The organism is Kitasatospora sp. HPM-01-4 (assembly GCF_051374625.1).
GTDB lineage: Bacteria > Actinomycetota > Actinomycetes > Streptomycetales > Streptomycetaceae > Kitasatospora.
In genome coordinates this window covers 6,597,634-6,617,954 of record NZ_JBPQGP010000005.1, presented here as the reverse complement: position 1 = coordinate 6,617,954, position 20,321 = coordinate 6,597,634, and the positions used below count along the sequence as shown (strand labels likewise).

Sequence of the window (20,321 nt, the reverse complement as noted above, 5' to 3'; positions counted from 1 at the left end):
CCGCCGGACCCGGGCGGCCGTCCGCGTCAACCCGTGGCGTCCACGAAAGAGTACAGACGGCGCATGGCATTGACGAGGATCCGGCCGTACTGGTTCAGGGAGCGGCCGTCGGCGGTGGTCAGCGGTCGGCGGGTGACCAGTCGGCCGAGGATGCCGCCGGGGTGCAGCGCGGTTCCGGCGCGGGGCAGGTTGAGCAGGACGCACTCCTGGGTGTCCGCCGGCCCGCACTCCAGCAGTCCGGCCCCGGGTCGCCGGAAGACCAGCCGGTCGCCCTCCAGGGCGTACACGCCGCCCACCGGCGCGTCCAGCAGCACACCCGCCGCGTCGGTGTGGCGGATCGTCAACTGGACCGCCTCCACCGGATCCAGGTCCGGCTTGCCGATGGTGACGTGACCGTGCCGTTCGGCGAAGTGCCGGACCATGGTGGGCAGCAGACCGGCGCCGACCTCCAGTTCACCGAGCAGCCAGCTGGAGCCCAGGACCCGGCAGTTGATCTCCAGGGTGGCCACCGAGCCGTCCGCGCGCAGCGCGAAGTCGCCGCCGAAGATGCCCCGGTAGCCGAGGTCGGCGAGACCGTGGCCGATCCGCTCCATCGCCTCGCGCCCCTTCGCCAGCGCCTCGGCGGGCAGCAGGGCCGGCGCCTGGAAGTCGGTGCCGACGTACCCGCCGAAGCCCGAGCCCAGCCCCTCCACGCCGGTGAGCTGGAGCGCCGGGCGCAGCACCTCGGGGGTCCCCTCCCGGGGCACGAAGCCGTGGAAGCTGAAGGTGGTGTCGCCGGCGTACTCGCTGACCAGCCAGCGGCTGCGCTGCGGCAGTTCGCGGGCCTCCTGCTCGCCCGTGACCAGATAGGTGCCGTTGCCGCCGGAACTGCCCTTCGGCTTCTGGGCGACGAAGACGGGCCCGAACTTCCCGCTCAGCAGCGGGTAGTCGATGCTGTCGACCACCACGCTGGCCGGGGTGGGCACGCCCAGGTGTTCGAACCAGTCGCGCATCAGCACCTTGTCGGTCAGCAGGTCCCCGCCGCCGGGCGCGGGCGGTACCAGCAGGGTCGCGCCGGTCCGTCCGATCGCCTGCCGCCAGTGCTCGCGGTACGTCCCGTAGGCCGCCAGTGCGAACTCCCGTCCGCGCCAGCGGTTTCCGACCACGGCGGGCAGGTGCTCCATCAGCTCCTCGAGATGTCGCCCGCTGAGCGTGTCCTCCCGGCGCGCGGTCTGCTCCTCCAGCGAATGCACCCGGACCCCGAACCGCTCGGCCCAGCCGGCGTCCGCCCCCTCCACGGTCAGCAGCTCGGAGAGACAGCCCGTGCGCAGCATGGGCAGCAGGTAGAGCGGGCGCGCGGCAAGCCCCAGGTACCCGGCGGGGCGCAGCAGTCGCTCGACGTCATCAAGAGAAGCGATCACGCGATGGATTATGCATCCAGCCACCTCTTCCGCATTTTGATCAACTTGTCTGAGCAGCTGGAACACTGATGATGCATTAGACTGCCCGACCGCTCCCGCCGGGAAGGGGTTCCGGCGGCCGAAGACGCCGGTACCGTCCCGGCCCGTCGGAGCGGTCGGGGTGTCCTCCGCCGCGGCCGGAGGCCGTCGGGGAACGCGCCCGGCCCGGCTGAGCCGAGGTGGCCCGAATCCGCTCGGCGCCACCGGAGCGGGCGTTTATTCGGATGCGCCGGACCGCGGGAGAGGGACAGGATGTCGGGGCTCTGGCCCGCCCGAGGACGAGGACCTCCGACATGACCGCCGATATGACCTCCCAGAACCCACCGGCCCCCACCGACCAGCAGGCAGCAGCCGTACTGCGCTCCTTCGTCCGGGACGGGCACCTGACCCGGCTTCCCGTCAAGCGCGCCAAGCGGCTGGTCGTCCTGGAGCACGTCGCGGCGCTCTCCTTCCAGCCGCGCACCGGCTACACCGAGCCCGAGGTCAACGAGATCCTGCGCCGCTGGTGCGAGGGCGGCGAGTCCGACCACGCCGGTCTGCGCCGCGACCTGGTGGAGGAGCACATCCTCGACCGCGCGGACGGCGTCTACCGGCTCCGTGAGGACCGCCCCACCGCTTCCCGCCGGTAGCGCCCCGCGGGCGGCACACCCGCGGCACGAGAGCGGGGCCCGACCGTAGCCGGCCACGCCCCGGCGCCGTCACCCGAAGCGGCCGTTGACGTAGTCGGCGGTGCGCTGGTCGGCCGGGTCGGTGAAGAGCCGCGCGGTCGGGCCGGCCTCGACGATCCGGCCGGGGGTGTCGTGGGTGGCCAGGAAGAACGCGCAGGACTGCGAGACCCGTTGGGCCTGCTGCATGTTGTGGGTGACGATGACGATGGTCAGCCGGCCCCGCAGCTCCGCGATGGTGTCCTCGACGCGCCGGGTGGAGGTGGGGTCGAGGGCCGAGCAGGGCTCGTCCATCAGCAGGATGTCCGGGGAGACGGCGAGCGAGCGGGCGATGCACAGCCGCTGCTGCTGGCCGCCGGAGAGCGCGCCGCCCGGGGTCTCCAGGCGGCTGCTGACCTCGTCCCAGAGCCCGGCCCGGCGCAGACTGGTCTCGACCAGGTGGTCGCGTTCCGCCCGGCCGGCCTTGATCCCGGCCAGCTTCAGGCCGCTGGCCACATTGTCCCGGATCGACATGGCGGGGAAGGGGTTCGGGCGCTGGAAGACCATGCCGATCCGGCGCCGCACCTCGGCCGGGCGGCGTCCGGGCGCGTAGACGTCCTCGCCCTCCAGCAGCACCTCGCCCGCCAGCGCCGCTCCGCGCACCATCTCGTGCATCCGGTTGAGGATCCGCAGGAAGGTGGACTTGCCGCAGCCGGACGGGCCGATCAGCGCGGTCACCTCGCCCGCCCGCATGGTGAGCGAGACCCGGTCCAGCACCTTGCGGTCGCCGAACCACGCGGACACCGCCCGCGCCTGGAGGCCGGAGACCGCGGGCAGTCGGACGGTGTCGTCCTCGGCGGCGGGTCGCGGTGGGGTCGGGTGGGGTGCTTCGAGCATGGTCCGGGAGCCTTTCCGACGGTCCGTCAGTAGAGGTTGGGCAGCAGGGCGGCGGCGTTCTCGTACACGCACCACAGCAGCGCGCCGAGCACGGGAGCGAAGGTCAGATACGCAGCCCAGCGATGCCACTGCCGCACCGCGACCGTGGCCGCGGTCGCTGCCGAGAGCAGTGCCAGCGACCAGAGCTGGAGGGCCGGCAGGGCTCCGGCATCGGCGGCGAGCGCGCGGTCGGCGTCGGTGAACGCGGGCCTGCCGTGCGGGTTCTGCTGGGGGGTGCCGTCCAGCCGGGCGCCGATCAGCACGGTGCCGGCGGGCAGCGGACCGGAGTCGCTGGTGACCAGGACCATCCGGGCGGTGGCGGTGTCCTTGATCGGATGCGCGCCGTCGCCGTAGGCGTTGACCGTGTAGCTGAAGCTGCCCTGCCCGGTGGTGGCCTGGATCCGGTCGCCGATCCGCAGCTCGCTCAGCCGGGCGAACGGGGCGCCGAAGGCGGTGCCCCGGCCGAACAGCACGCTGACACCGCTCTGGCCCGGCAGCGCCGAGTCCCTGCGGTGGCCGGGGCCACGCATCAGGTCGCGTCCGCCGGTGCCCTCGACCACCACGGCCTGGTGCACCCCGATCGCGGGTATGTCCAGGACCGCCACCGGCGCACCGTCGGGGGCGGCACCGGTCGGGGCGACGGCGTTGGCGAGCTGGTCACGGAAGGTCCGGTAGGCGGTGGACTGGACGTGCTGCTCCTGGAGGCGGGAGAACACCAGCAGGTATCCGACGAAGCCCAGCAGCAGTACCGCCACCAGCGAGAGGGCCCAGCCCAGTCGGGCCAGCCAGGGGCGGTGCCGGCGCGGCTGCGACCGCGGGCGGAAGGGGACCGGGTAGGCGCCCGCGCCGCCGTGGGCGCCGGGCGGGGCGTACGGCGCGGGCGGGGCGTACGGCGAGGGCCCGGCCTCGGGTGCGGGTGCGCTCATCGCCGGCCACCGCCCGCGCCCGTCCCCGTGGCGGCGGCCCGGCGCCGGTGCAGCCAGTGGCCGAGGAGCGGCGGTACGGCGATCACACCCAGCAGTTCCGCCGCGGTGAGCGCACTCAGCAGCCAGTTCTCGGGGCGTCCGCCGATCGCGACCACTGAGGCGGGTACCGAGCCCCCGCCCGAGGAGCCCTGTGCGAGCACCTCGCCGGTCTGCGGGTCGACCACGGTGCCGCCCGAACCGCCGCCCGCGCCGCCCGAGGAGCCCGGACCTGCGGCCGCGCCGCCGCCCGTACCGCCGCCGGCGCTCCCGCCCGGGCCGCCGCCCGCCCCGGTGCCGCCGGAGCCGGAGCCCGAGGAGCCCGCGACCGGCCGGCCGTTCTGGACGGTGCAGTCCAGTGGTGCGCCCTTCTGGTCGCAGGGGCTCGGCTGCGGCGCGTTCAGCAGGACGGTCAGCTTGCCCTGCGAGTCGAAGGTCGGGTTGGCGCAGTTGCCGAGCGAGTCGGGGTCCACCGGGCTGGCGTTGCCGGGGATGTGGCGGACCTGGAGCATTCCGCCGTGCACCAGCCCGCGGGGGATCGGCGAGTAGCCGAGGCTGTCGGCCTCGCCCTGGCCCTCGCACAGGACGTAGGAGATGAACCGGCTCAGTGCGCTGCCCTTGTCGTTGTTGAAGCGCGGTGGCACCGGCTGGGCGGCACCCGAGCGCGGCACGATGACGTAGCTGTAGCTGGAGATCGGGTAGGAGCGCGGGTCGTCGTTGGTGTAGACGCCGTCGAGGTTCTGCTGCAGGTAGTCGGGGTCGTTCGGGGAGGTGCTGTCGTCGACTCCCCGCACCTTCGCGGCGGTCAGGGCGACGGCCACGTTGGAGGCGGTGGGCAGGGTGTAGTAGCCCTTGGGGTTGAGCACCTTCACCACGGGCCAGTTGCTGCGCTTGGCGAAGGCGTACTCGTCGTAGCCGATCGCGCCGAGGCCGGTGGGCGACTGGATGTAGCCGGCCACCACGTCGGAGCCGTTCTGCGAGACCATCCGGCCCGAGGGCGGGAAGAACTCGGTGTAGTCGCCGCAGCCGACGCCGTTGACCTGGGCGCAGTACGCGTCCCACTGGCTCTTGTGGGCGTGTTCCATCCAGCGGCTGAACTGGGCGGTGGCACCCGAGCCGTCGGAGCGGACCACCGGGGTGATCGGTAGCTTGGGCAGCGCCCGGCCGTAGTCCTGGGTGATCTTCGGATCGTCCCAGGAGGTGATCTTGTTGGTGAAGATGTCCACCAGGACGTCGGGCGACAGGCGCAGGTCGGTCACCCGCTTGCCGCCGACCACCAGGTTGTACATGAACGCGGTGCCGCCGGCCGTGATCGGAACGTACGAGAAGCCGTACTGCGGGTTCTCCGGCTGACCGGCTCCCGAGCCCGCACCGCCGCCGACCCCGGTGTCGGCGCGGGAGCGGAACGGCACGTCGGAGGCGGTGAAGTCGTCCTGGCCGCTCTCCCACTGGTTGCGCCCGGCAGCGGAGCCGATCGGATTGAAGTTGATCTGGATGCCCTGCGGCGAGACGTCCTGCCGCCACTGGTCGATGGCGGGCCCGGCCCAGCTGGAGCCGTCGGCGTTCAGCGAGGTACCGGCGTAGGCCGCCGGGCTCGCCAGCAGTACCAGGACGGCGGCGAACAGGGCTGACAGCACTCGCACCAGGCGACGTGCCCACGGCATGGGGACTCCTCGGGAGTTGGGCGGACGCACGGCAGCCGTCACCGCCCCGGACCGCGACGGCCGAGCAGCCGGGCGGTGACGAAGAGCACCAGCACCAGGACCATCAGGGTGAGCGCGGCGGCGAAGGCGCGGGCGACCATGTCGGGGTAGGGCTGCTTGACGTAGTTCCAGATGTACAGCGGCAGGCTGACCTGGTGGTCCTTCAGCGGGTCGAGGTTCATCCGGGCGGTGAAGCCGGAGGTGAGCAGGACCGGCGAGGTCTCGCCGACACCTCGGGCCATGCCGAGGACCACCGCCGTCACCAACCCGGGCCTGGCGGTGGGGAGTACGACGTTCCAGACAGTGCGCCACTGACTGCCGCCGAGCGCGTACGAGGCCTCCCGCAGGGTGCCGGGGACCAGGCGGACCACCACCTCGGCGGCCCGGGTGACGATCGGCATCATCATCACGGTGAGCGCCAGTGAGGCCGCGAAGCCGCTCTTCTCCGCGCCCAGGGTGAGGATCACCACGCCGAGGATGAACAGCCCCGCGACGATCGACGGCAGCGCGGTCATCGCCTCCACCAGGGTGCGCACCGGCCGCGCGAACCGGCCGCCGACCTCGGACATGAAGACGGCCGCCGCGATACCCAGCGGAACGGCGAACAGCGTTGCCAGGCCGAGCTGTTCGAGCGATCCGGCGATCGCGTTCAGCGCGCCGCCGGAGGTGATCGGGGAGAGCGCGGCGGTGTGCTCCATGGACTGGGTGAGGAAGTTGAGGTGCACGGCGGCGTGCAGCCCCCGGGCCGCCACATAGCCGATCTGGTCGGCGATCAGCCCGACCACCAGCAGTCCGGAGCTCCAGGCGAGCGCCGAGACCATCTTCTCCCGTACCACCCGGCCGTCCCACTGCAGGCGACCGACGCCGAAGTACAGGACCAGGAAGAGCAGGTACCAGCAGAGCAGGAAGCCCAGCGCGCCGCTGAACGGGAGCAGCCGCTCGTACAGCAGCCAGTCGAGCCCCAGCGATCCCGCGGCCGCGCCGAGCACCGAGTACAGCTCGGGCCGGGTGAACCCTTGCAGCCGGATGCGGAGTTCGGGCTCCGGAGGTGCTTCCACCGGTGGCGGTACCTGGTGCGTGACGGTCATCGGACGGCTCGCTTTCGCTTGGGCGGTGGGGGCTTCGGGCTCGGTCGCGGGGCTTCGGGCTCAGTCGGCGGTGGCGGAGCCGGAGCGGGAGCGGCTGACCACCAGTCCGGCCGCGACGTTGACCAGCAGGGTCAGGGCGAACAGCACCAGGCCGGCGGCCATCAGGGCGGACATCGAGAGCGGGTCCGACTCGCCGAAGCGCAGGGCGATCAGGGCCGAGATGGAGTTGGCACCGGTCTCCAGGACGTGCCCGGCGAACTTGAAGGTCGGCGAGATGATCAGCGCGACGGCGATGGTCTCCCCCATCGCCCGGCCGAAGCCGAGCATCACCGCGCCGATCACCCCGCCCCGGCCGAAGGGCAGGACGACCGTTCTGACCATGCCCCACCGGGTGCTGCCCAGCGCGTACGCTCCCTCGCGCTCGCCCTGGGGCGCCTGCGAGAACACCTCCCGGCTGAGCGAGGTGACGATCGGGATGATCATCAGGGCGACCACCACGCCCGCGATGAAGGTCGAGGAGGTGTAGGAGGTGCCGATGTCCCCGGTGCGCACCTTGAGGAACGGGATCAGCCCGCCGAGGTGGTTGGAGAGCCAGCGTTCCAGGCCGACGACCCTCGGCTGGAGGAAGAACAGGCCCCACAGGCCGTAGACGATGCTGGGGATCGCCGCCATCAGGTCGACCAGCGAGACCAGCACCGAGCGCAGCCGGGCCGGGGCGTACTCGGAGATGAACACCGCCGCGGTGAGCGCGACCGGCACCGCGAGGCAGAGCGCGATCAGGGCGATCAGCAGACCGTCGGGGAGCACGGCGGCGATACCGAAGGTGTGGGCGGCGGTCTGCCAGCGCTGTTCGGTGAAGAACGACCAGCCGACCGCGCGCAGCGCCTGCGATCCGCGCAGCAGAAGGAAGAAGGAGATCAGGCCCATGATCAGGAAGACCGAGAGGCCCGCCAGTCGCAGCGCCCCCCGGAAGACCCGGTCGGCCGGTGCCGAAGGCGCGGCCAGCGCGCGCGGGCGGTCCTCCTCCTCGGGCACGTGTTCCAGGACGACGGTGTCGGTGCTCATCTGCTCTCCGGGAAGGTCACTGCGGACGGGCTCGGTTCGGGGCGGCCGGGAAGCTCCCCATGGGCGCGGGCCGCACCCGGCCGACCGCGTGCGCACGGCGGAACGCGGCCTCGCTCGGCCCCGGCGGACGGGTCGCACCTCGATCACCGCCGAGGTGCGACCCCCTTGGGCCGCCTGGCTCAGGCTCGGCTGGTGGCGCGGTTCCAGGCCTGCTGCGCGGTGGCGATGACGCGCCGGCCGGCCGGGGTTCCACTGAGGGCCAGTGCCGCGGGGCCTCCCACCAGGGCGGCCGCGCCGATGACCAGGGCCACCGGGAGCAGCCAGCGGGTCAGCCCGGCGCGGTCGGGCGAGGGCTGCCCGGCGGCCACGGCGGCCGCAGCACCCGAGGGCGCCGGGGCGCCGGGTTTCTGGGCCCCCGCTCCACCGCCGGTACCGCCGGCCGTCCCGTCCCCTCCGGCGCCACCCGCCGGGAGGGCTCCGCCGCCGGACGAGCCGGACGAGCCCGGGCCCCCGCCCTGGGACGTGCCACCGCCTCCCGGGGTGCCGCCGTCCGGCCCCCCGCCCGGCTGGCCGGCCTTCTGGTTGCCCGGCAGCGCCTTGTCCTGCGCCTGCACATGGCGCACCGCGTCCTGCGCCGAGGCGAGCTGGCCGTCCGTCAGTCCGGCGTACCCCACCGCGAGCTGCCCCGGCTGGGACCCGTAGACCTGCCCGCCGCCCGGATCCGTGACCTGCTGGACGAAGCGCGCCACGGCGGCGGCCTTGGCCGGGTCGAGTCCGCCGGTGGGCAGCATCGCGTACTGGACCATGGTCAGGGGGTAGGCGTCGGCGTCCTTGGCGAAGGCGGAGCTCCGGTCGCCGTAAGGGAGTTGCTGTGTTCCGGTGGCCGGGTCGACGGGCATGTCGGCGACGGCCGCGCGCATACCGGTCAGGGTCGGGGTGACGAAGTTCCCGGCCGGATTCTGCAGCGCGGCCTCGGGCAGGCTGAGCGCCTGCGCCTCACCGGCGTCCAGGACGGCGAAGAACTGACGTGAACCGACCGTCTGCACCTGGCACTTGTCGTGCCCGCCGGTGGGGTTGACGTTGGGGTTGAGGCAGGAGGGCTGGCTCTGCATGGCGGACCGCGCCACCTGGTCCAGGCCGCCGAGGACCGGGTTCCACTCGTACTGCTTCCAGTTGCCCGGCCCGGAGTAGTCCTGCGGCTGGAAGGCGTCGACCGGATAGCCGGGGAACTTCGGCTTGAGGTAGTAGGCGTCGAGGTGGGTGCCCCACGGGTCGGGCGCGCCCTGGAGGAACTGGCCGGCCGCCGGGTCGGCCGCCAGCCAGGCGGTGAGCTGGTGCACCAGGTCGGTGGTGCCGCCGACCACCACGGGCGCGGTGTTGCGCAGGTCTGCGGTCGCGCCGCAGGCCGGCCAGTTGGGTCCGTTCACCTTGTCCACCGGATTCAGCTGCAGGAACTCGGGATCCTCGAAGACGCAGCGCGGATTGCCGGACACCGAGGGGATGTTGTCCTGGCCGGCCAGGATGTACGACTGGGTCAGCATCTTGGCCAGCAGCCTTGCGTTGAGCTTCAGTTGGCGGATCTGCTGATGGCTGACCGCGTCGTCCACCACGTACACCACCGAGATGGCCGAGTCTGCCAACGGCGCGTAGACGTACGGCCGGCTCGCCGGGCTCGAATCCGGTCTGGCGGTGAGGGCGACGTCGAAGTCGGGGGCGCGCTGCAGGAACCTGGCCCTGGCCTGCGGCTCGCCGCCGCCGAAGGTGTACTGCACGCTCAGCGGGCTCGCCCCCTGGCAGAGCCCGGCCCGCCACTGCTGCATCGCGCGGTTGGCCATCTCCAGGCCCATCGCCTTGAAGTCGGCGGCCTTGGCCTGGCAGTCGGCGGCCGAGGGGGCGAAGGTCAGCGGGACGACGGCCCGGTGCGTCCAGGCGCAGGCCTCACCGCTGCGCCAGGTGTGGCCGAGGTTGTTCACGTAGAAGGAGGCGTCGGTCGCCTCGTTGAAGAAGAAGTCGCTGTCGCCCTCGTGGTCGTCGCAGTTGATCGCGCCGAGCGGCCTCTGGTACGCGCCGAGCGAGTCACCGCCGTACTCCGCCTCGATCACCAGCGAGCACGGGTGGCCGGCGTCGCAGCCGAGGCTCTGGCTCTGCTGGGCGGTCCAGACCTCGATGGACGCCTGCCCCGAACCGTCCGGCCTGGTGGCCGCGATGGCCATGTTGGAGGGGAACTCGGGGGTGGTCAGGCCGGCGGCCGGTGCGGGTTGCTGGAAGCCCTTGCCGGGGTCCGCGCCGTAGAGGGTGGAGCCGTAGCAGTCGGTCGGACCCGGGTCGGTGCCACGGCACTGGTAGACGCGCACGGGGTAGCGGGCATTGGAGTCCGCCGTGCCGTCGTGCGGGTTGCGTACCGTGGCCACCGGCCGGCCGGCCCCGTCGACGGTCGGGGTGAAGCCCTTCCAGGAGACCCGGATCACCTGGTCGGTGAGCCCGTTCGCCGGGGTCACCGACACCGAGCCGGCCGGACCGTAGCTCTGGCTGCTCGGCCGCCAGACCTTCGGGCCCTCGACCGTGACACCGGAGTCCGCGTGCGCCTGCGGAAGGACTCCCCCGAACGGCAGCAGACCGAGCACCGCCACCACCGCCCAGGCCAGCCCGGCCGCGAGCAGCACCCGGGGTCGGGTGTTCCGGCCGGACGGACCTGGTGGGCCGACTCTCATGGGGATACCTCCGGTGCTGACGCAGATCGGTTTCACAAGCTCACACCCAGCTGCCCTCCATTCGGCCAGGCCGATATGGCGCTTGACTGTCGGTCAGGTGTACGAGGCCACAACGTGACTGCTGACAACGGCAGTTGAGCCGGTCGGTCCGCGAGAGAGCCCGCCGGGGCCACGCCGCGCAACTACGACCCGGGGCCACGGCGCGCGACTACGACCCGGGGGTGAAGGAGAGCGAGAACGAGCCGACGGACTGCCCGGCGGTGAAGAAGGACGTCCCCAGGCGGCTGTCGAGCAGTGCGGCACCCGCGGCGTCCAGCCGGAGGTCGGAGGCCGCCAGGTTCTGGGTGGCGCCGTTCCTGGTGACCGTGTTGCTTCCGGCCGGATCCAGCAGGGCGACCGGGGCGGTACCGCCCGCGGGGACTCCGGTCAGCTGCCAGGAACCCGCGTCGAAGGCCAGCTGCTCGAAGGTCACGCACTTGCCGGTCCGCGCGTCGAAGGCCAGAAGGCCGCCGCCGAGCTGGACGGTCCCGTAGTAGCCGGGCAGGCTGGCCGACCCGCCGGTCACCCGGAAGGTCGCCGCCGGCCCCTTGGTGGCGTCGTACGAGGCTCCGGCCGGCGGCAGCGGCACCGCGACGATCCCGGCGGCTGCGGCCTGCTGGAAGAAGGTGCCGCTCTCGGTCACCACCGCGCTCCCCGAGGGCGGGGTGGCCGCACCGGCGGGCGCGGCCACCGCGAGCGGTGCGCCCGCCGCCAGCAGGGCGGCGGCGGACAGCGCGGCGGAACGGACGGCTGGACGGGTCATGGGAACTCCTCGGCTGTTGGAGGCCGGCGCCTCGTGACGGGTGTGTCCCGTGGACGAGCCCGCCCGCCGGACCTGCGGCGGGCGGGCTCCCCCACGAACTGCCGGCTGCGAACCGCGCGTCGCGGATCGCGCTCTACTGACTACGCGTTACGGACTACGGGTTACGGACTACGCGTTACGGACTACGGGTTACGGACTTCACACTGCGGACTTCGCGCTGCGGACTTCACACTGCGGACCGCGGACCGGGAAGCCAGGTCCACGGGCCGTGCGCGTCGCCCACCGGTGAAGCGGTGGTCACAGGTGCGTGACGCTGCCGCAGGCGGCACCGGGCAGCGGCAGGTAGCCGTAGCTGGAGATGTCGGTGCGGCCGCTGTTGCAGACCCAGCCGTTGGTGCCGAAGATCGCCTGCAGCGCGGCGGCGTGCGCGTCGGTGCCGTTCCACTCGGCGTCGCGGACCACGTTGTAGAGCACCCGGCTGTAACCGGTCGCGGCGAAGGCCGGGTTGATGGTGTTGGCGGCGGTCAGCGGGTCCACCCCGTCCAGGGTGCGCAGGGTGAGCACACCGACGTTGTCGCTGGAGCTGTTGTGGCCGTTCAGCTGGCCGACGAAGTGGCCGATCGAGTACGGGTAGGTGACGTTCGGGTCGGACAGCTGCTGGTCGGTGCCCTCGTTCTCCTCAGGCCCCGAGGTCACACAGGAGCCCGGGGTCACGGCGCTGCCGCCGCCGATGGCGCTCAGGAAGAACGAGCGGGTGCCGGAGCTGGTCTGCGGCAGGAAGGGCTTGATGGTGGCGCTGGGGCCGGTGTAGCCGGGGACGTCGGTGATCTGGTTCCAGTTGGTGATGGTGCAGGTGTAGATGCCCTGCAGGTCGGCCGTGGTCAGCGCGCTCGGAGCGTTGCCGGTGGCGGGAGCCGACCAGGCCACCGCGTCCTTGGCGAAGGCCACGAAGTCGTCCGTGCTCAGGTCGCCGGCCTGCGGGGCCCGGGAGGAGCGGGCGAAGTCCACGGTGGCGCTGGTGTTGGCGTTGAGCGCGGAGATGCCGGCACCCGAGCCGTTGGGACGGTTGATGCCGGTGGCACCGGTCTTGGGCGTGATGGTCGTGCTGCCGGTGGCGTCCCAGCTGTACAGGCGCGGCGAGGTGGTGTCACCGGCGGCGGTCAGCGAGGCGTTGTAGTCGGTGGAGAACTGGTTCAGCAGGGCCTGCGTGGTGTCGGAGCCGGTGCCCACGATGTCCTGGGCCGCCGGGGTCACCGACGGGTCGGCGATCGCCGGGACGGCGGCGGTGGCAAGGGCGGTGGTCAGGGCGAGAGCCGCGAACGCCTTGGCGGCAGTGTGACGCATGGTCCTCTTCCTCCGGGGAGAGACGTACATCGCGTGACCGGAGCCCGTGACCGGGTCCGGTTCCGGGGCCCGTCCATCGGCCTCCGGCGGCACCGATACTTGCGGCGCGGCCCGGCCCCCCGGAAGAGCCGTCCGACCGGCCGGACCGCTGCGCCGCCACGGTCCGCCCGCCGCGACCGGGCAGCTCAGCGGAGGGGTCACCGGTGGCCGGGGCCGACCGGCTCCGGCGGCAGCGTTCTTCTCCAGGTGGCGATTCGGGGGGCGTTCGGCCATCTGCCGGTCACCCTGGCAACAACCGGCCGCCCCAGCCGCAGCCGCCCCGCCCACCGCCCGGGTCACCACGGCCAGCGGTCCTCCTCCGCCCCCGCGCACCGCAGCCGGCGGTCGATCTGCTGCAGGCTGGTCCGGAAGGTCTCCATGCCCCGTCGGCACTGGTCGCGGCGCAGATAGCCGCGGGCGCTGCGGGCGACCGGCGGCGCGTCGTCCGCACCCGGCCGGGTACTGCGCAGCGGGAGGTAGGCCGCCCACATCCACAGCCGCCGCTCGTCCTGGTTCAGCGTGTACCGCAGCGCCGCGCGCTCCATCAGCAGTTCCCGCAGTGCGGCCCGGAGTTCCCGCTCGCCGCGGTAGCGCCTGGCGGCGGTGGCGAGCTGCCGTCCGTTGGCCGCGCAGAGGGCCCAGCCGACGGTGTGGTCCGGTCCCTGGAGCGCCAGCAGCCGGGGGCGGCGCCCGTCGGTCATCGGGGCAGTCCGGGCCCCGCGGGGAGGTCGCTCCCCGCGGGAAGGTCCGGCTTGGCCAGCAGGGCGACGAACCGGCGGAAGGCGTTCTGGCAGGTGGCGTACCGCTCGTACGCCCGGCTGGACCGTGCCACCGGGTTCCCCCGGGTGCCGGGGATCGCCCAGATCCAGCCGAGGCCCTCCCGGACATGGGTGATCCGGGCCACCAGGTCAGGAGCGGCGGCGGCCAGTTCGGCGAACGCCCGCTCGGCCTCGGCCGCCGACTCGTACACCGGCGAGGAGACCGCGACCACCCGTCCGTTCGGGGCCTTCAGCTGCCACTGGAAGCGGCCGCTCGACACCCGTTCGGTCTGCAGCCCGTCCCGGCCGGCACCGGCCGCTCCACGCTCTCCGGAACGCCCGGAACCCCCCACCACTGCCCCCGCGGGACTCGTGCTGAATGATCGACAGCGGCTCCAACGCTATGTGTGCACACTGGCGGCCGGGAAGGCGGAGGATCCGCCAAAGCCCGCTATTGGCGCAGAAGTTCTCCCTCGTTAATCTCCTCTGGACCAGACCTCTGCCGCACCGCGGGAGCGGCCGTCGGCGCCGGCTCCGGGGTGTCGTCGGGCGGCTTTTCGCCGGGGCCGGGACGGCCGGCCGGGACGGGGCGCGCGGCCGTACGGAACCGGGGTTTTCGGGCGGGACGCCGCGGTGCGCGGCGGGGCATAGTGGCCGTAGGGCACCGTAACCGAGGAGCAGCACGGAGGCCGGTCATGACCAGACACGTCGAGTACCGGAGGATCTACGCCGACGCCGGGCCCGATGACGGGGTGCGCGTGCTGGTGGACCGGGTGTGGCCGCGCGGGCTGCGCAAGGACGCCGGGGCGTTCGACGTCTGGATGAAGGAGGTGGCGCCGTCCACCGAGCTCAGGCGCTGGTACGGTCATGATCCCGAGCGCTACGGCGAGTTCCGCCGCCGCTACCTCACCGAACTGCGTGATCCGGAGCATCAGCAGGCACTGCGGAGCCTGACCGAGATCGCCGACAGCGGGCCGCTGACACTGCTCACCGCCAGCCGCGACGTCGATCACAGCCAGGCCTCGGTCCTCGCCGACCGGCTCTCCGGCCACGGCGGAAAGGGCCACGGCGGCGGCTCGCACCGCTAGCCTCCCGACGCCGGCCGGCCCGGCTTCGGGCGGCACGACCGGTCCCCGGACCGGCCGGACCGCGACCGTCCCCCGAGACCAGGAGTTGCCCATGCCGTCCGCCGACACCGACGTTCCCCGCCTGCTGGCCGACCTCGCCGAGCGCGTCGCCACGGCGTCCCCGGACCAGCGCGGAGCGCTCTGGCGGCTCGCCGAGCCGGGACGGCAGCTCGACGCCAACCTGGTCCGCCTGCCGGCGGACGGCGCGGTCGAGGAGCACATGGAGCCGGATCTGGACGTCCTGCTGCTGGTGGTCGAGGGCAGCGGGACCCTGTACTCCGAGGGACGGTCGCAGCCGCTCACCCCCGGCGCGCTGGCCTGGCTGCCGCACGGCTCCCGGCGGGCGCTGCGCGCCTCCTCGGCGGGGCTGGCCTGGCTGACGGTGCACCGGCGGCGCCCGGGGATGACCATCCGCTCCGGGCCGCCCGCCGACTCCGCTCTGACCGCCCCCTCCGTCCCCTCCGTCCCGAGCGTCCCGACCGTCCGGACCGACGAGGGCGGCGAGGGCGGCGAGTCGGCCTGCTGGCTGAACCGGGTCTGCCCCGGCTGCGGACGGCTGGCCGAGGGCACGGCGCCGGTCTTCTGCAGCCAGTGCGGCGAGCGCCTGGAAGTCGCTTGAGCCCCTGTATTCCTGATGTGCCGTCAGGTATCTGCGACGGGTCGGATTCGATGTACCTGCCGGGCGTCCACGTCCGCGTGAACCGTCCGGACGCCGATCAGGGCAGTGATCGCCCGTCCTGATCCCGGGACATTCAACTTCCGCCCAGATGGGCGCTGTTGGGCACCAGCTAGTCCTCCCGTCACGAAAACCGGTGGCACGGCCCCTGGCCCGGCGGCAGGTTCATCGTTCGGCGAGCTCTGCGGGCACCGAGCCGGGATCCTTCGGGGGACGCCCTATCAGGCTCTCCCGTCCCGGCTCTCCCGTGTCGCCGTTCTACCGATCGATCAGGGGAGACGGGTGCGTTCGGCCCGGCTGGCGGCGATCCGCTCGCGGGCCAGCGTGCGGGCCCGCTCGGTGTCGCCGCCGCTGAGCCGGGCGAGGATCGCCGCGAGCGGCCTGATCCGGCCCCAGCCGCCCCAGTGGCCCTCGGGGATCTCCGTGGGGAAGACCCAGATCCGGCTGGCATCGCGCGGCCAGGCGCCGCTCTCGGCATCCAGGATCGCCTCGGTGACCTCGGCGATGACGCCCGCGCGCTTCCGCTCGTCGAGCTGGCCCTCGGGCACGGACGGCACGACCTTGTAGCGGGGCGCGTCCGAGGGTTCGCCGCCGACGTAGACGGCGGCCGGTCGGTGCAGGAACAGCCAGGAGACGGACCGGGCCACCGGATCGGCGGGGTCGAACCCCTCGTGACGGATCAGGATCTCGGTGATCCGGTTCATCAGCGCCGCCTCGGCATCGGGCTGGAGCACACCGTCGGGAACGTACACATCGAGCATGGGCATGACCGAACCCCTTGGGTTTAGTTTTTAAACTTAGATCGGAGCGTACGGGAGCTGAGTTCAGTTCGTAAACCCAGGTGGGTAGACTGGTGCCATGGAGACGCGGCGGATCGACCCGGTGAACTGCTCGGTGGGGCGCGCCCTCTCGGTGGTGGGGGAGCGCTGGTCGCTGCTGATCGTCCGCGAGGCATTGGACGGCGCGCGCCGGTTCGGGGAGTTCCACTCCCGCCTCGGGATCGCCAAGAACCTCCTGGCGAGTCGGCTCGACACCCTGGTGACGGCCGACGTGATGCGCCGCGTGCCGTATCAGGAGCCCGGGGACCGGCAGCGCTTCGCCTATGAACTCACCGAGCAGGGGCAGGCGTTGAGGCCGACGCTGCTGGCGCTGCTGGAGTGGGGGGACAGGTACCTCGCCGACGCGCAGGGTCCGTCGGTCGTCGTCCGGCACCATCCCGTCGACGATGCGAGTGCGTGCGAGGAGCCGGTCAGGGTCGTCCTGGAGTGCGCCGCGGGGCACAGTCATCTCGCACCGGAGGACGTCCTCCGCACGCCCGGGCCGGGCGCACGCTTCGTGGACGCGTCCTGAGGCGGTGAACGGCGCCGGCGGGCCGGCCCGTTCGCCGTCGGTGACCTATTCGCCGTCGGTGACCTATTCGCCGTCGGCGGCCGTCTGAATCCTGGCCCGGTACGCCCGCTTCTTGGCGAGTGCGCCGGAGGTCTTCATCGAGCACCAGCGACGGGCGCCAGCCCGGGAGGTGTCAACGAACGGTGTGCCGCAGGCGGGGTTCCCGCAGATGCGGACACGGGTGCGGTGCTCCGAGTGGCAGAGCGCGATCAGGTCCCGCGCGACCATCGAGAGCACCGCTGCGACTCCGCCACCGCTCCAGCGGACGGAGGTCGCGTCGGCCGAGAGCTCGGGCACCGAAGTGGGCTCGGCGGCCGCGCTGTTGACGAGGGCGCGACCCCGGTGAGGACCGGTTCGCCTGGCTAGGACGCGGCCTCCGCACCGCGGGCCTGGAGCGCCCGCCGCAGTGCCAGCGGCACCGGACCGGCGGCGGGGGCCAGCTTTTGGATCCGCGACCGGAACTCGCGGCTCTGCCGCCAGGTCAGCACGGCGTGCAGCCGGGCCGCGTCGGCGAGGGCCACCAGCGCCGCGTCGTCCGGGTCCACCCGGGAGAGCGGGCCGCGCAGCGCCGAGGAGACCGCCGCCTCCAGCGCCCTGCGCACCCGCGGCTCACGCAGGGCGATCCGGGCGGCCGGGAACACACCGAGGACGCGGTACTCCTCGACGTCGATCCAGCCCGCTGCGGCCAGGCCCTCCCGCACGGCGCGCACGGTCCGGCGGTGGGGCCACCGCACCCAGTGCTGCCAGCTGTGCGACCGCCCTCCGGCTATCCGCCGCCACTGGTCGGCGAGCACCGGGTCGAGCCCGGCGGGCAGGGTGCCCACGGCGACCGGCGTACGCCCGTCCTCGCGCAGCAGGCCCCGGCGCAGCAGTTCGGTCAGTGCCGCGGCGCGCAGCAGGTACTCCAGGTTGCGCCGGCCGGTGAGGCGCTCGCGCTCCGGGTCGTAGGCGAGCAGGTAGAGCTTTCCGGCAAGGGTCTCGGGCAGTTCCATCGCTGACTCCTGGTGGCTTCGGCGTGGCTCGGCTGGTGCCGGCGGACCGGCTTCGGAGCGGGAGCGGGAGCGGAGCGGGAGCGGGGCGGTGGCCGGGGAGGGGTGCGGGATCAGGGGTCGCTGATCCTCGCCGCCGGGTTTCCGGGCGGGGACTCCCCCGCCCGGGCTCGTCGGCTAGGAGCCGTCCGGCTCCGGGCTCTCCGGCTCCGGAGCCGCTTTCGGGGGGCGTCCGCGGCGCGGCAGGCGGGCCGCGCCGCCGGGCATCCGGGCAGCTTCGGTGAGCGCCCGGCGGAGCAGGAACTCGATCTGCGCGTTGGTGCTCCGCAGTTCGTCCGAGGCCCACCTGGCCAGCGCGTCGTGGACCGCGGGGTCCAGGCGCAGCAGGATCTTCTTCCGCTCCGTCGCCACCGCGTGCTGCTCCTCACTGGATCTACTGGTAGAGGGAGCCGGTGTTGACGACCGGCTGGGTGCCCCGGTCACCGCAGAGCACCACCAGCAGATTGCTCACCATCGCCGCCTTGCGCTCCTCGTCCAGCTCGACCACGTCGCGCTCGGCAAGCCGGTCCAGGGCCTCCTCGACCATACCGACCGCGCCTTCCACGATCAGGCGGCGGGCCGCGACCACGGCACCGGCCTGCTGCCGCTGGAGCATCACCTGGGCGACCTCGGGGGCGTAGGCGAGCCGGGTGATCCGGGACTCGATCACCCGCACACCGGCCGAGGACACCCGGGCGGCGATCTCCGCGGACAGCTTCCGGGTGATCTCGTCGGCGTTGTCGCGGAGCGACATCTCCCCCTCGCTGTGCGAGTCGTAGGGGTAGCTGTTGGCGATGTGGCGCACCGCGGTCTCGGTCTGGATGGCGACGAACTCGGTGAAGTCGTCCACCTCGAATATGGCCTTCGCGGTGTCCTCGACCTGCCAGACCACGACCGCGGCCATCTCGATCGGGTTGCCGTCCGCGTCGTTGACCTTGGTGGTCTCGGTCTCGTGGTTGCGGATCCGGGTGGAGAGCCGGCGGCAGCTGGTGAACGGGTTGATCCAGGTCGGACCGTCGGCCCGGATGGTGCCCCGGTAGCGGCCGAACAGCTGGATGACCCGGGCCTGCCCGGGCGAGACGATGTGCAGCCCCCGGGCCAGCAGCAGGCCGATCACCGCCAGCACCGGCCCGACCACCAGCAGGGTGGTGCCCACCCCGGTCTCGCCGTCCGCCTGCCGGTTGCCGCCGACGACGGTCAGGGCGATCCCGCCGAGCAGGCAGAGCAGGAAGAGCCCGACCATCGGCAGCCCCGGCAGGCCGGTGATGACGCGCTCGGTGACCTTCGGGGTGGGGACGTCGAGGGCGAAGTCGTCCGTGGTGTCGGCGTGGTTGTGCGTTGGGGTCATCGGACCGGGTTCCTCTCCTGCGGTGTGGCACGAACCTAGCAAAGTGATATCACTTTTTCGAGCCCCGCAAACCCCTCCCCGCCGGCCAACCGCGCCGGAGGCGGAGCCCGGAGCCCCCGACCGCCCACTCGCCCGGCACCACCGGAGCGCGCACCACGGGCACCGCCCTGGGGCGACTGGGGCTCGCGGAGACCCCGCGCGGGGAACTCGGCCACCACGACCTCGAACCGCTCGACAGCGCGGCCGACCGACGGGCCCGCCGGCCCCACCTGGAGAACCCGGACGGCGGACCCTTCAGGAGACCCCCGAGCCGGTGTCGGGAATTGCCGGAAGCAATGGCCGGGCACCCCGGGAATTACCGCGCATTCGGAACCCCCGGAAATCCAACCGCTGATTACTGGTCAGTAATGTCGACCGGAAGCCAGTCCCACCAACGATTCTCAGGGTACGCACTTGTATGGAAGTGCCCGCCGGCCAACTGAGCCCCCGTCGATTTCGACCGAGATCTGACCGTGATTCAGCGTTCGAAGACAGAACGCCGCAGCGGACGAAACCCGCGCCCCTCCCCGGAGGTCGCCGTCCGGCCACGACGGACCGCACCGTGCGCCCGACGCCGCATCGGTCACCTCCACCGCGACGCGGCATGGGCCGCCCCGACGCCCACCGGGACGCTCCGGGCACTGCGCGGCCGCAAGACCCTTCCCCGGCAGGCGCACCGGCCGTACACACAGGCCCGCCTCGGTGGCCTCGCCCCACCCTGCGCCGGGAGGGCGCCCGACAGGCCCGCGCCAAGAGGAACGGCTCTCAGCCCCCATCGCGAGCACTCGACCGGCTCGGCCCCACCGAGCCTCTACGAGCTCGCCCGGCACAGGGCATCCGGTCCGACCCGACAGTGCCGATCCTCCGGCCAGTGGAGCAGCGGAAGGCCGGCGGCCACGGCAAGGACGGCCCAGCCGCCCTCTCCACGGCGACCGGGAACCCTGTTACCGACACGGACCCGGCAGGCCCGCACACAGGCCGCAAGGCCGCCGCCGCCAGAGAGCCGACGACATCCCCCGGCACTGATGCCACATCACACCGAGGTCGCCTGCTCCCTTCTCGACGCCCCCGCACCCGCGAACGGTTGCCCCTCCAATGGGAATCGCCGGGAATGTGGTGTATGTCACGATGCTTCCAGCGCCCCCACTCCCACCCCTCACATCAGCTCTGACCTGGACCTTTACATCCTCCACCGATCCATAGGGCATGTCGCCGTGGCGGTA

Annotated in this window: 20 protein-coding genes; 4 read left to right on the top strand and 16 right to left on the bottom strand. The window is 72.7% G+C overall.

Going from position 1 to position 20,321, the window contains the following annotated elements; all coding sequences use genetic code 11:
* Positions 1 to 26 precede the first annotated feature (26 nt).
* The gene (locus ACSMTC_RS28935; protein ID WP_436562654.1) at positions 27 to 1,400 is read right to left on the bottom strand and encodes an ATP-grasp domain-containing protein; all 1,374 of its coding nucleotides are present in this window, start codon (positions 1,398 to 1,400) and stop codon (positions 27 to 29) included.
* Positions 1,401 to 1,744: 344 nt separating this feature from the next.
* On the opposite strand from ACSMTC_RS28935, the gene ACSMTC_RS28930 reads away from it, so the two are divergent.
* On the top strand, positions 1,745 to 2,068 hold the full coding sequence (locus ACSMTC_RS28930; protein ID WP_436562653.1) for a DUF2087 domain-containing protein: 324 nt from the start codon (positions 1,745 to 1,747) through the stop codon (positions 2,066 to 2,068).
* 69 nt (positions 2,069 to 2,137) lie between these two features.
* On the opposite strand, the gene ACSMTC_RS28925 is transcribed toward ACSMTC_RS28930, so the two are convergent.
* From ACSMTC_RS28925 to ACSMTC_RS28880, 10 genes are all read right to left on the bottom strand, one after another.
* The gene (locus tag ACSMTC_RS28925; protein WP_436562652.1) at positions 2,138 to 2,980 is read right to left on the bottom strand and encodes a phosphate ABC transporter ATP-binding protein; all 843 of its coding nucleotides are present in this window, start codon (positions 2,978 to 2,980) and stop codon (positions 2,138 to 2,140) included.
* Positions 2,981 to 3,006: 26 nt separating this feature from the next.
* Positions 3,007 to 3,945: a sortase gene (locus tag ACSMTC_RS28920; RefSeq protein WP_436562651.1), complete on the bottom strand. Its 939-nt coding sequence runs from the start codon at positions 3,943 to 3,945 to the stop codon at positions 3,007 to 3,009.
* A complete protein-coding gene (locus ACSMTC_RS28915; protein WP_436562650.1) occupies positions 3,942 to 5,645 on the bottom strand; it encodes a phosphate ABC transporter substrate-binding protein PstS in 1,704 nt (567 codons plus the stop codon). Before ACSMTC_RS28915 ends, ACSMTC_RS28920 begins: the two co-directional genes overlap by 4 nt.
* Positions 5,646 to 5,683: 38 nt before the next feature.
* The gene (gene pstA / locus ACSMTC_RS28910; protein ID WP_436562649.1) at positions 5,684 to 6,742 is read right to left on the bottom strand and encodes a phosphate ABC transporter permease PstA; all 1,059 of its coding nucleotides are present in this window, start codon (positions 6,740 to 6,742) and stop codon (positions 5,684 to 5,686) included.
* 90 nt (positions 6,743 to 6,832) lie between these two features.
* A complete protein-coding gene (gene pstC, locus ACSMTC_RS28905; protein ID WP_436562648.1) occupies positions 6,833 to 7,837 on the bottom strand; it encodes a phosphate ABC transporter permease subunit PstC in 1,005 nt (334 codons plus the stop codon).
* A 179-nt stretch (positions 7,838 to 8,016) separates the two neighbouring features.
* Positions 8,017 to 10,548: a hypothetical protein gene (locus tag ACSMTC_RS28900; RefSeq protein ID WP_436562647.1), complete on the bottom strand. Its 2,532-nt coding sequence runs from the start codon at positions 10,546 to 10,548 to the stop codon at positions 8,017 to 8,019.
* Between the two features lie 208 nt (positions 10,549 to 10,756).
* Entirely contained in the window at positions 10,757 to 11,350 is a 594-nt protein-coding gene (locus ACSMTC_RS28895) for a hypothetical protein (protein WP_436562646.1), read from the bottom strand.
* 297 nt (positions 11,351 to 11,647) lie between these two features.
* Positions 11,648 to 12,694 (bottom strand): PstS family phosphate ABC transporter substrate-binding protein, encoded by a 1,047-nt coding sequence (locus tag ACSMTC_RS28890; RefSeq protein ID WP_436562645.1) that lies wholly within the window; start codon positions 12,692 to 12,694, stop codon positions 11,648 to 11,650.
* 335 nt (positions 12,695 to 13,029) lie between these two features.
* Positions 13,030 to 13,434: a hypothetical protein gene (locus ACSMTC_RS28885; RefSeq protein ID WP_436562644.1), complete on the bottom strand. Its 405-nt coding sequence runs from the start codon at positions 13,432 to 13,434 to the stop codon at positions 13,030 to 13,032.
* Positions 13,431 to 13,772, bottom strand: a complete 342-nt coding sequence (locus tag ACSMTC_RS28880; RefSeq protein WP_436562643.1) for a DUF1508 domain-containing protein — start codon at positions 13,770 to 13,772, stop codon at positions 13,431 to 13,433. Before ACSMTC_RS28880 ends, ACSMTC_RS28885 begins: the two co-directional genes overlap by 4 nt.
* Positions 13,773 to 14,186: 414 nt before the next feature.
* Here ACSMTC_RS28880 and ACSMTC_RS28875 point away from each other — a divergent pair, with 414 nt between their 5' ends.
* Positions 14,187 to 14,579 carry a DUF488 domain-containing protein gene (locus ACSMTC_RS28875; RefSeq protein WP_436562642.1) on the top strand — a complete coding sequence of 131 codons (393 nt, stop codon included), beginning with the start codon at positions 14,187 to 14,189 and terminating at the stop codon, positions 14,577 to 14,579.
* 91 nt (positions 14,580 to 14,670) lie between these two features.
* On the top strand, positions 14,671 to 15,237 hold the full coding sequence (locus ACSMTC_RS28870; RefSeq protein WP_436562641.1) for a cupin domain-containing protein: 567 nt from the start codon (positions 14,671 to 14,673) through the stop codon (positions 15,235 to 15,237).
* Between the two features lie 326 nt (positions 15,238 to 15,563).
* Here the strand turns inward: ACSMTC_RS28870 and ACSMTC_RS28865 are convergent, their stop codons facing one another.
* Positions 15,564 to 16,061: a tautomerase family protein gene (locus tag ACSMTC_RS28865; RefSeq protein WP_436562640.1), complete on the bottom strand. Its 498-nt coding sequence runs from the start codon at positions 16,059 to 16,061 to the stop codon at positions 15,564 to 15,566.
* A 91-nt stretch (positions 16,062 to 16,152) separates the two neighbouring features.
* Here ACSMTC_RS28865 and ACSMTC_RS28860 point away from each other — a divergent pair, with 91 nt between their 5' ends.
* Positions 16,153 to 16,644: a winged helix-turn-helix transcriptional regulator gene (locus tag ACSMTC_RS28860; protein ID WP_436562639.1), complete on the top strand. Its 492-nt coding sequence runs from the start codon at positions 16,153 to 16,155 to the stop codon at positions 16,642 to 16,644.
* 63 nt (positions 16,645 to 16,707) lie between these two features.
* On the opposite strand, the gene ACSMTC_RS28855 is transcribed toward ACSMTC_RS28860, so the two are convergent.
* The 4 genes from ACSMTC_RS28855 to ACSMTC_RS28840 form a co-directional block, all read right to left on the bottom strand.
* Positions 16,708 to 16,980: a CGNR zinc finger domain-containing protein gene (locus ACSMTC_RS28855; RefSeq protein WP_436562638.1), complete on the bottom strand. Its 273-nt coding sequence runs from the start codon at positions 16,978 to 16,980 to the stop codon at positions 16,708 to 16,710.
* 65 nt (positions 16,981 to 17,045) lie between these two features.
* On the bottom strand, positions 17,046 to 17,675 hold the full coding sequence (locus ACSMTC_RS28850; RefSeq protein ID WP_436562637.1) for a GOLPH3/VPS74 family protein: 630 nt from the start codon (positions 17,673 to 17,675) through the stop codon (positions 17,046 to 17,048).
* Between the two features lie 174 nt (positions 17,676 to 17,849).
* Entirely contained in the window at positions 17,850 to 18,083 is a 234-nt protein-coding gene (locus ACSMTC_RS28845; protein ID WP_436562636.1) for a type II toxin-antitoxin system antitoxin, read from the bottom strand.
* Between the two features lie 22 nt (positions 18,084 to 18,105).
* Positions 18,106 to 19,059 (bottom strand): SPFH domain-containing protein, encoded by a 954-nt coding sequence (locus tag ACSMTC_RS28840; protein WP_436562635.1) that lies wholly within the window; start codon positions 19,057 to 19,059, stop codon positions 18,106 to 18,108.
* Positions 19,060 to 20,321: the final 1,262 nt, after the last annotated feature.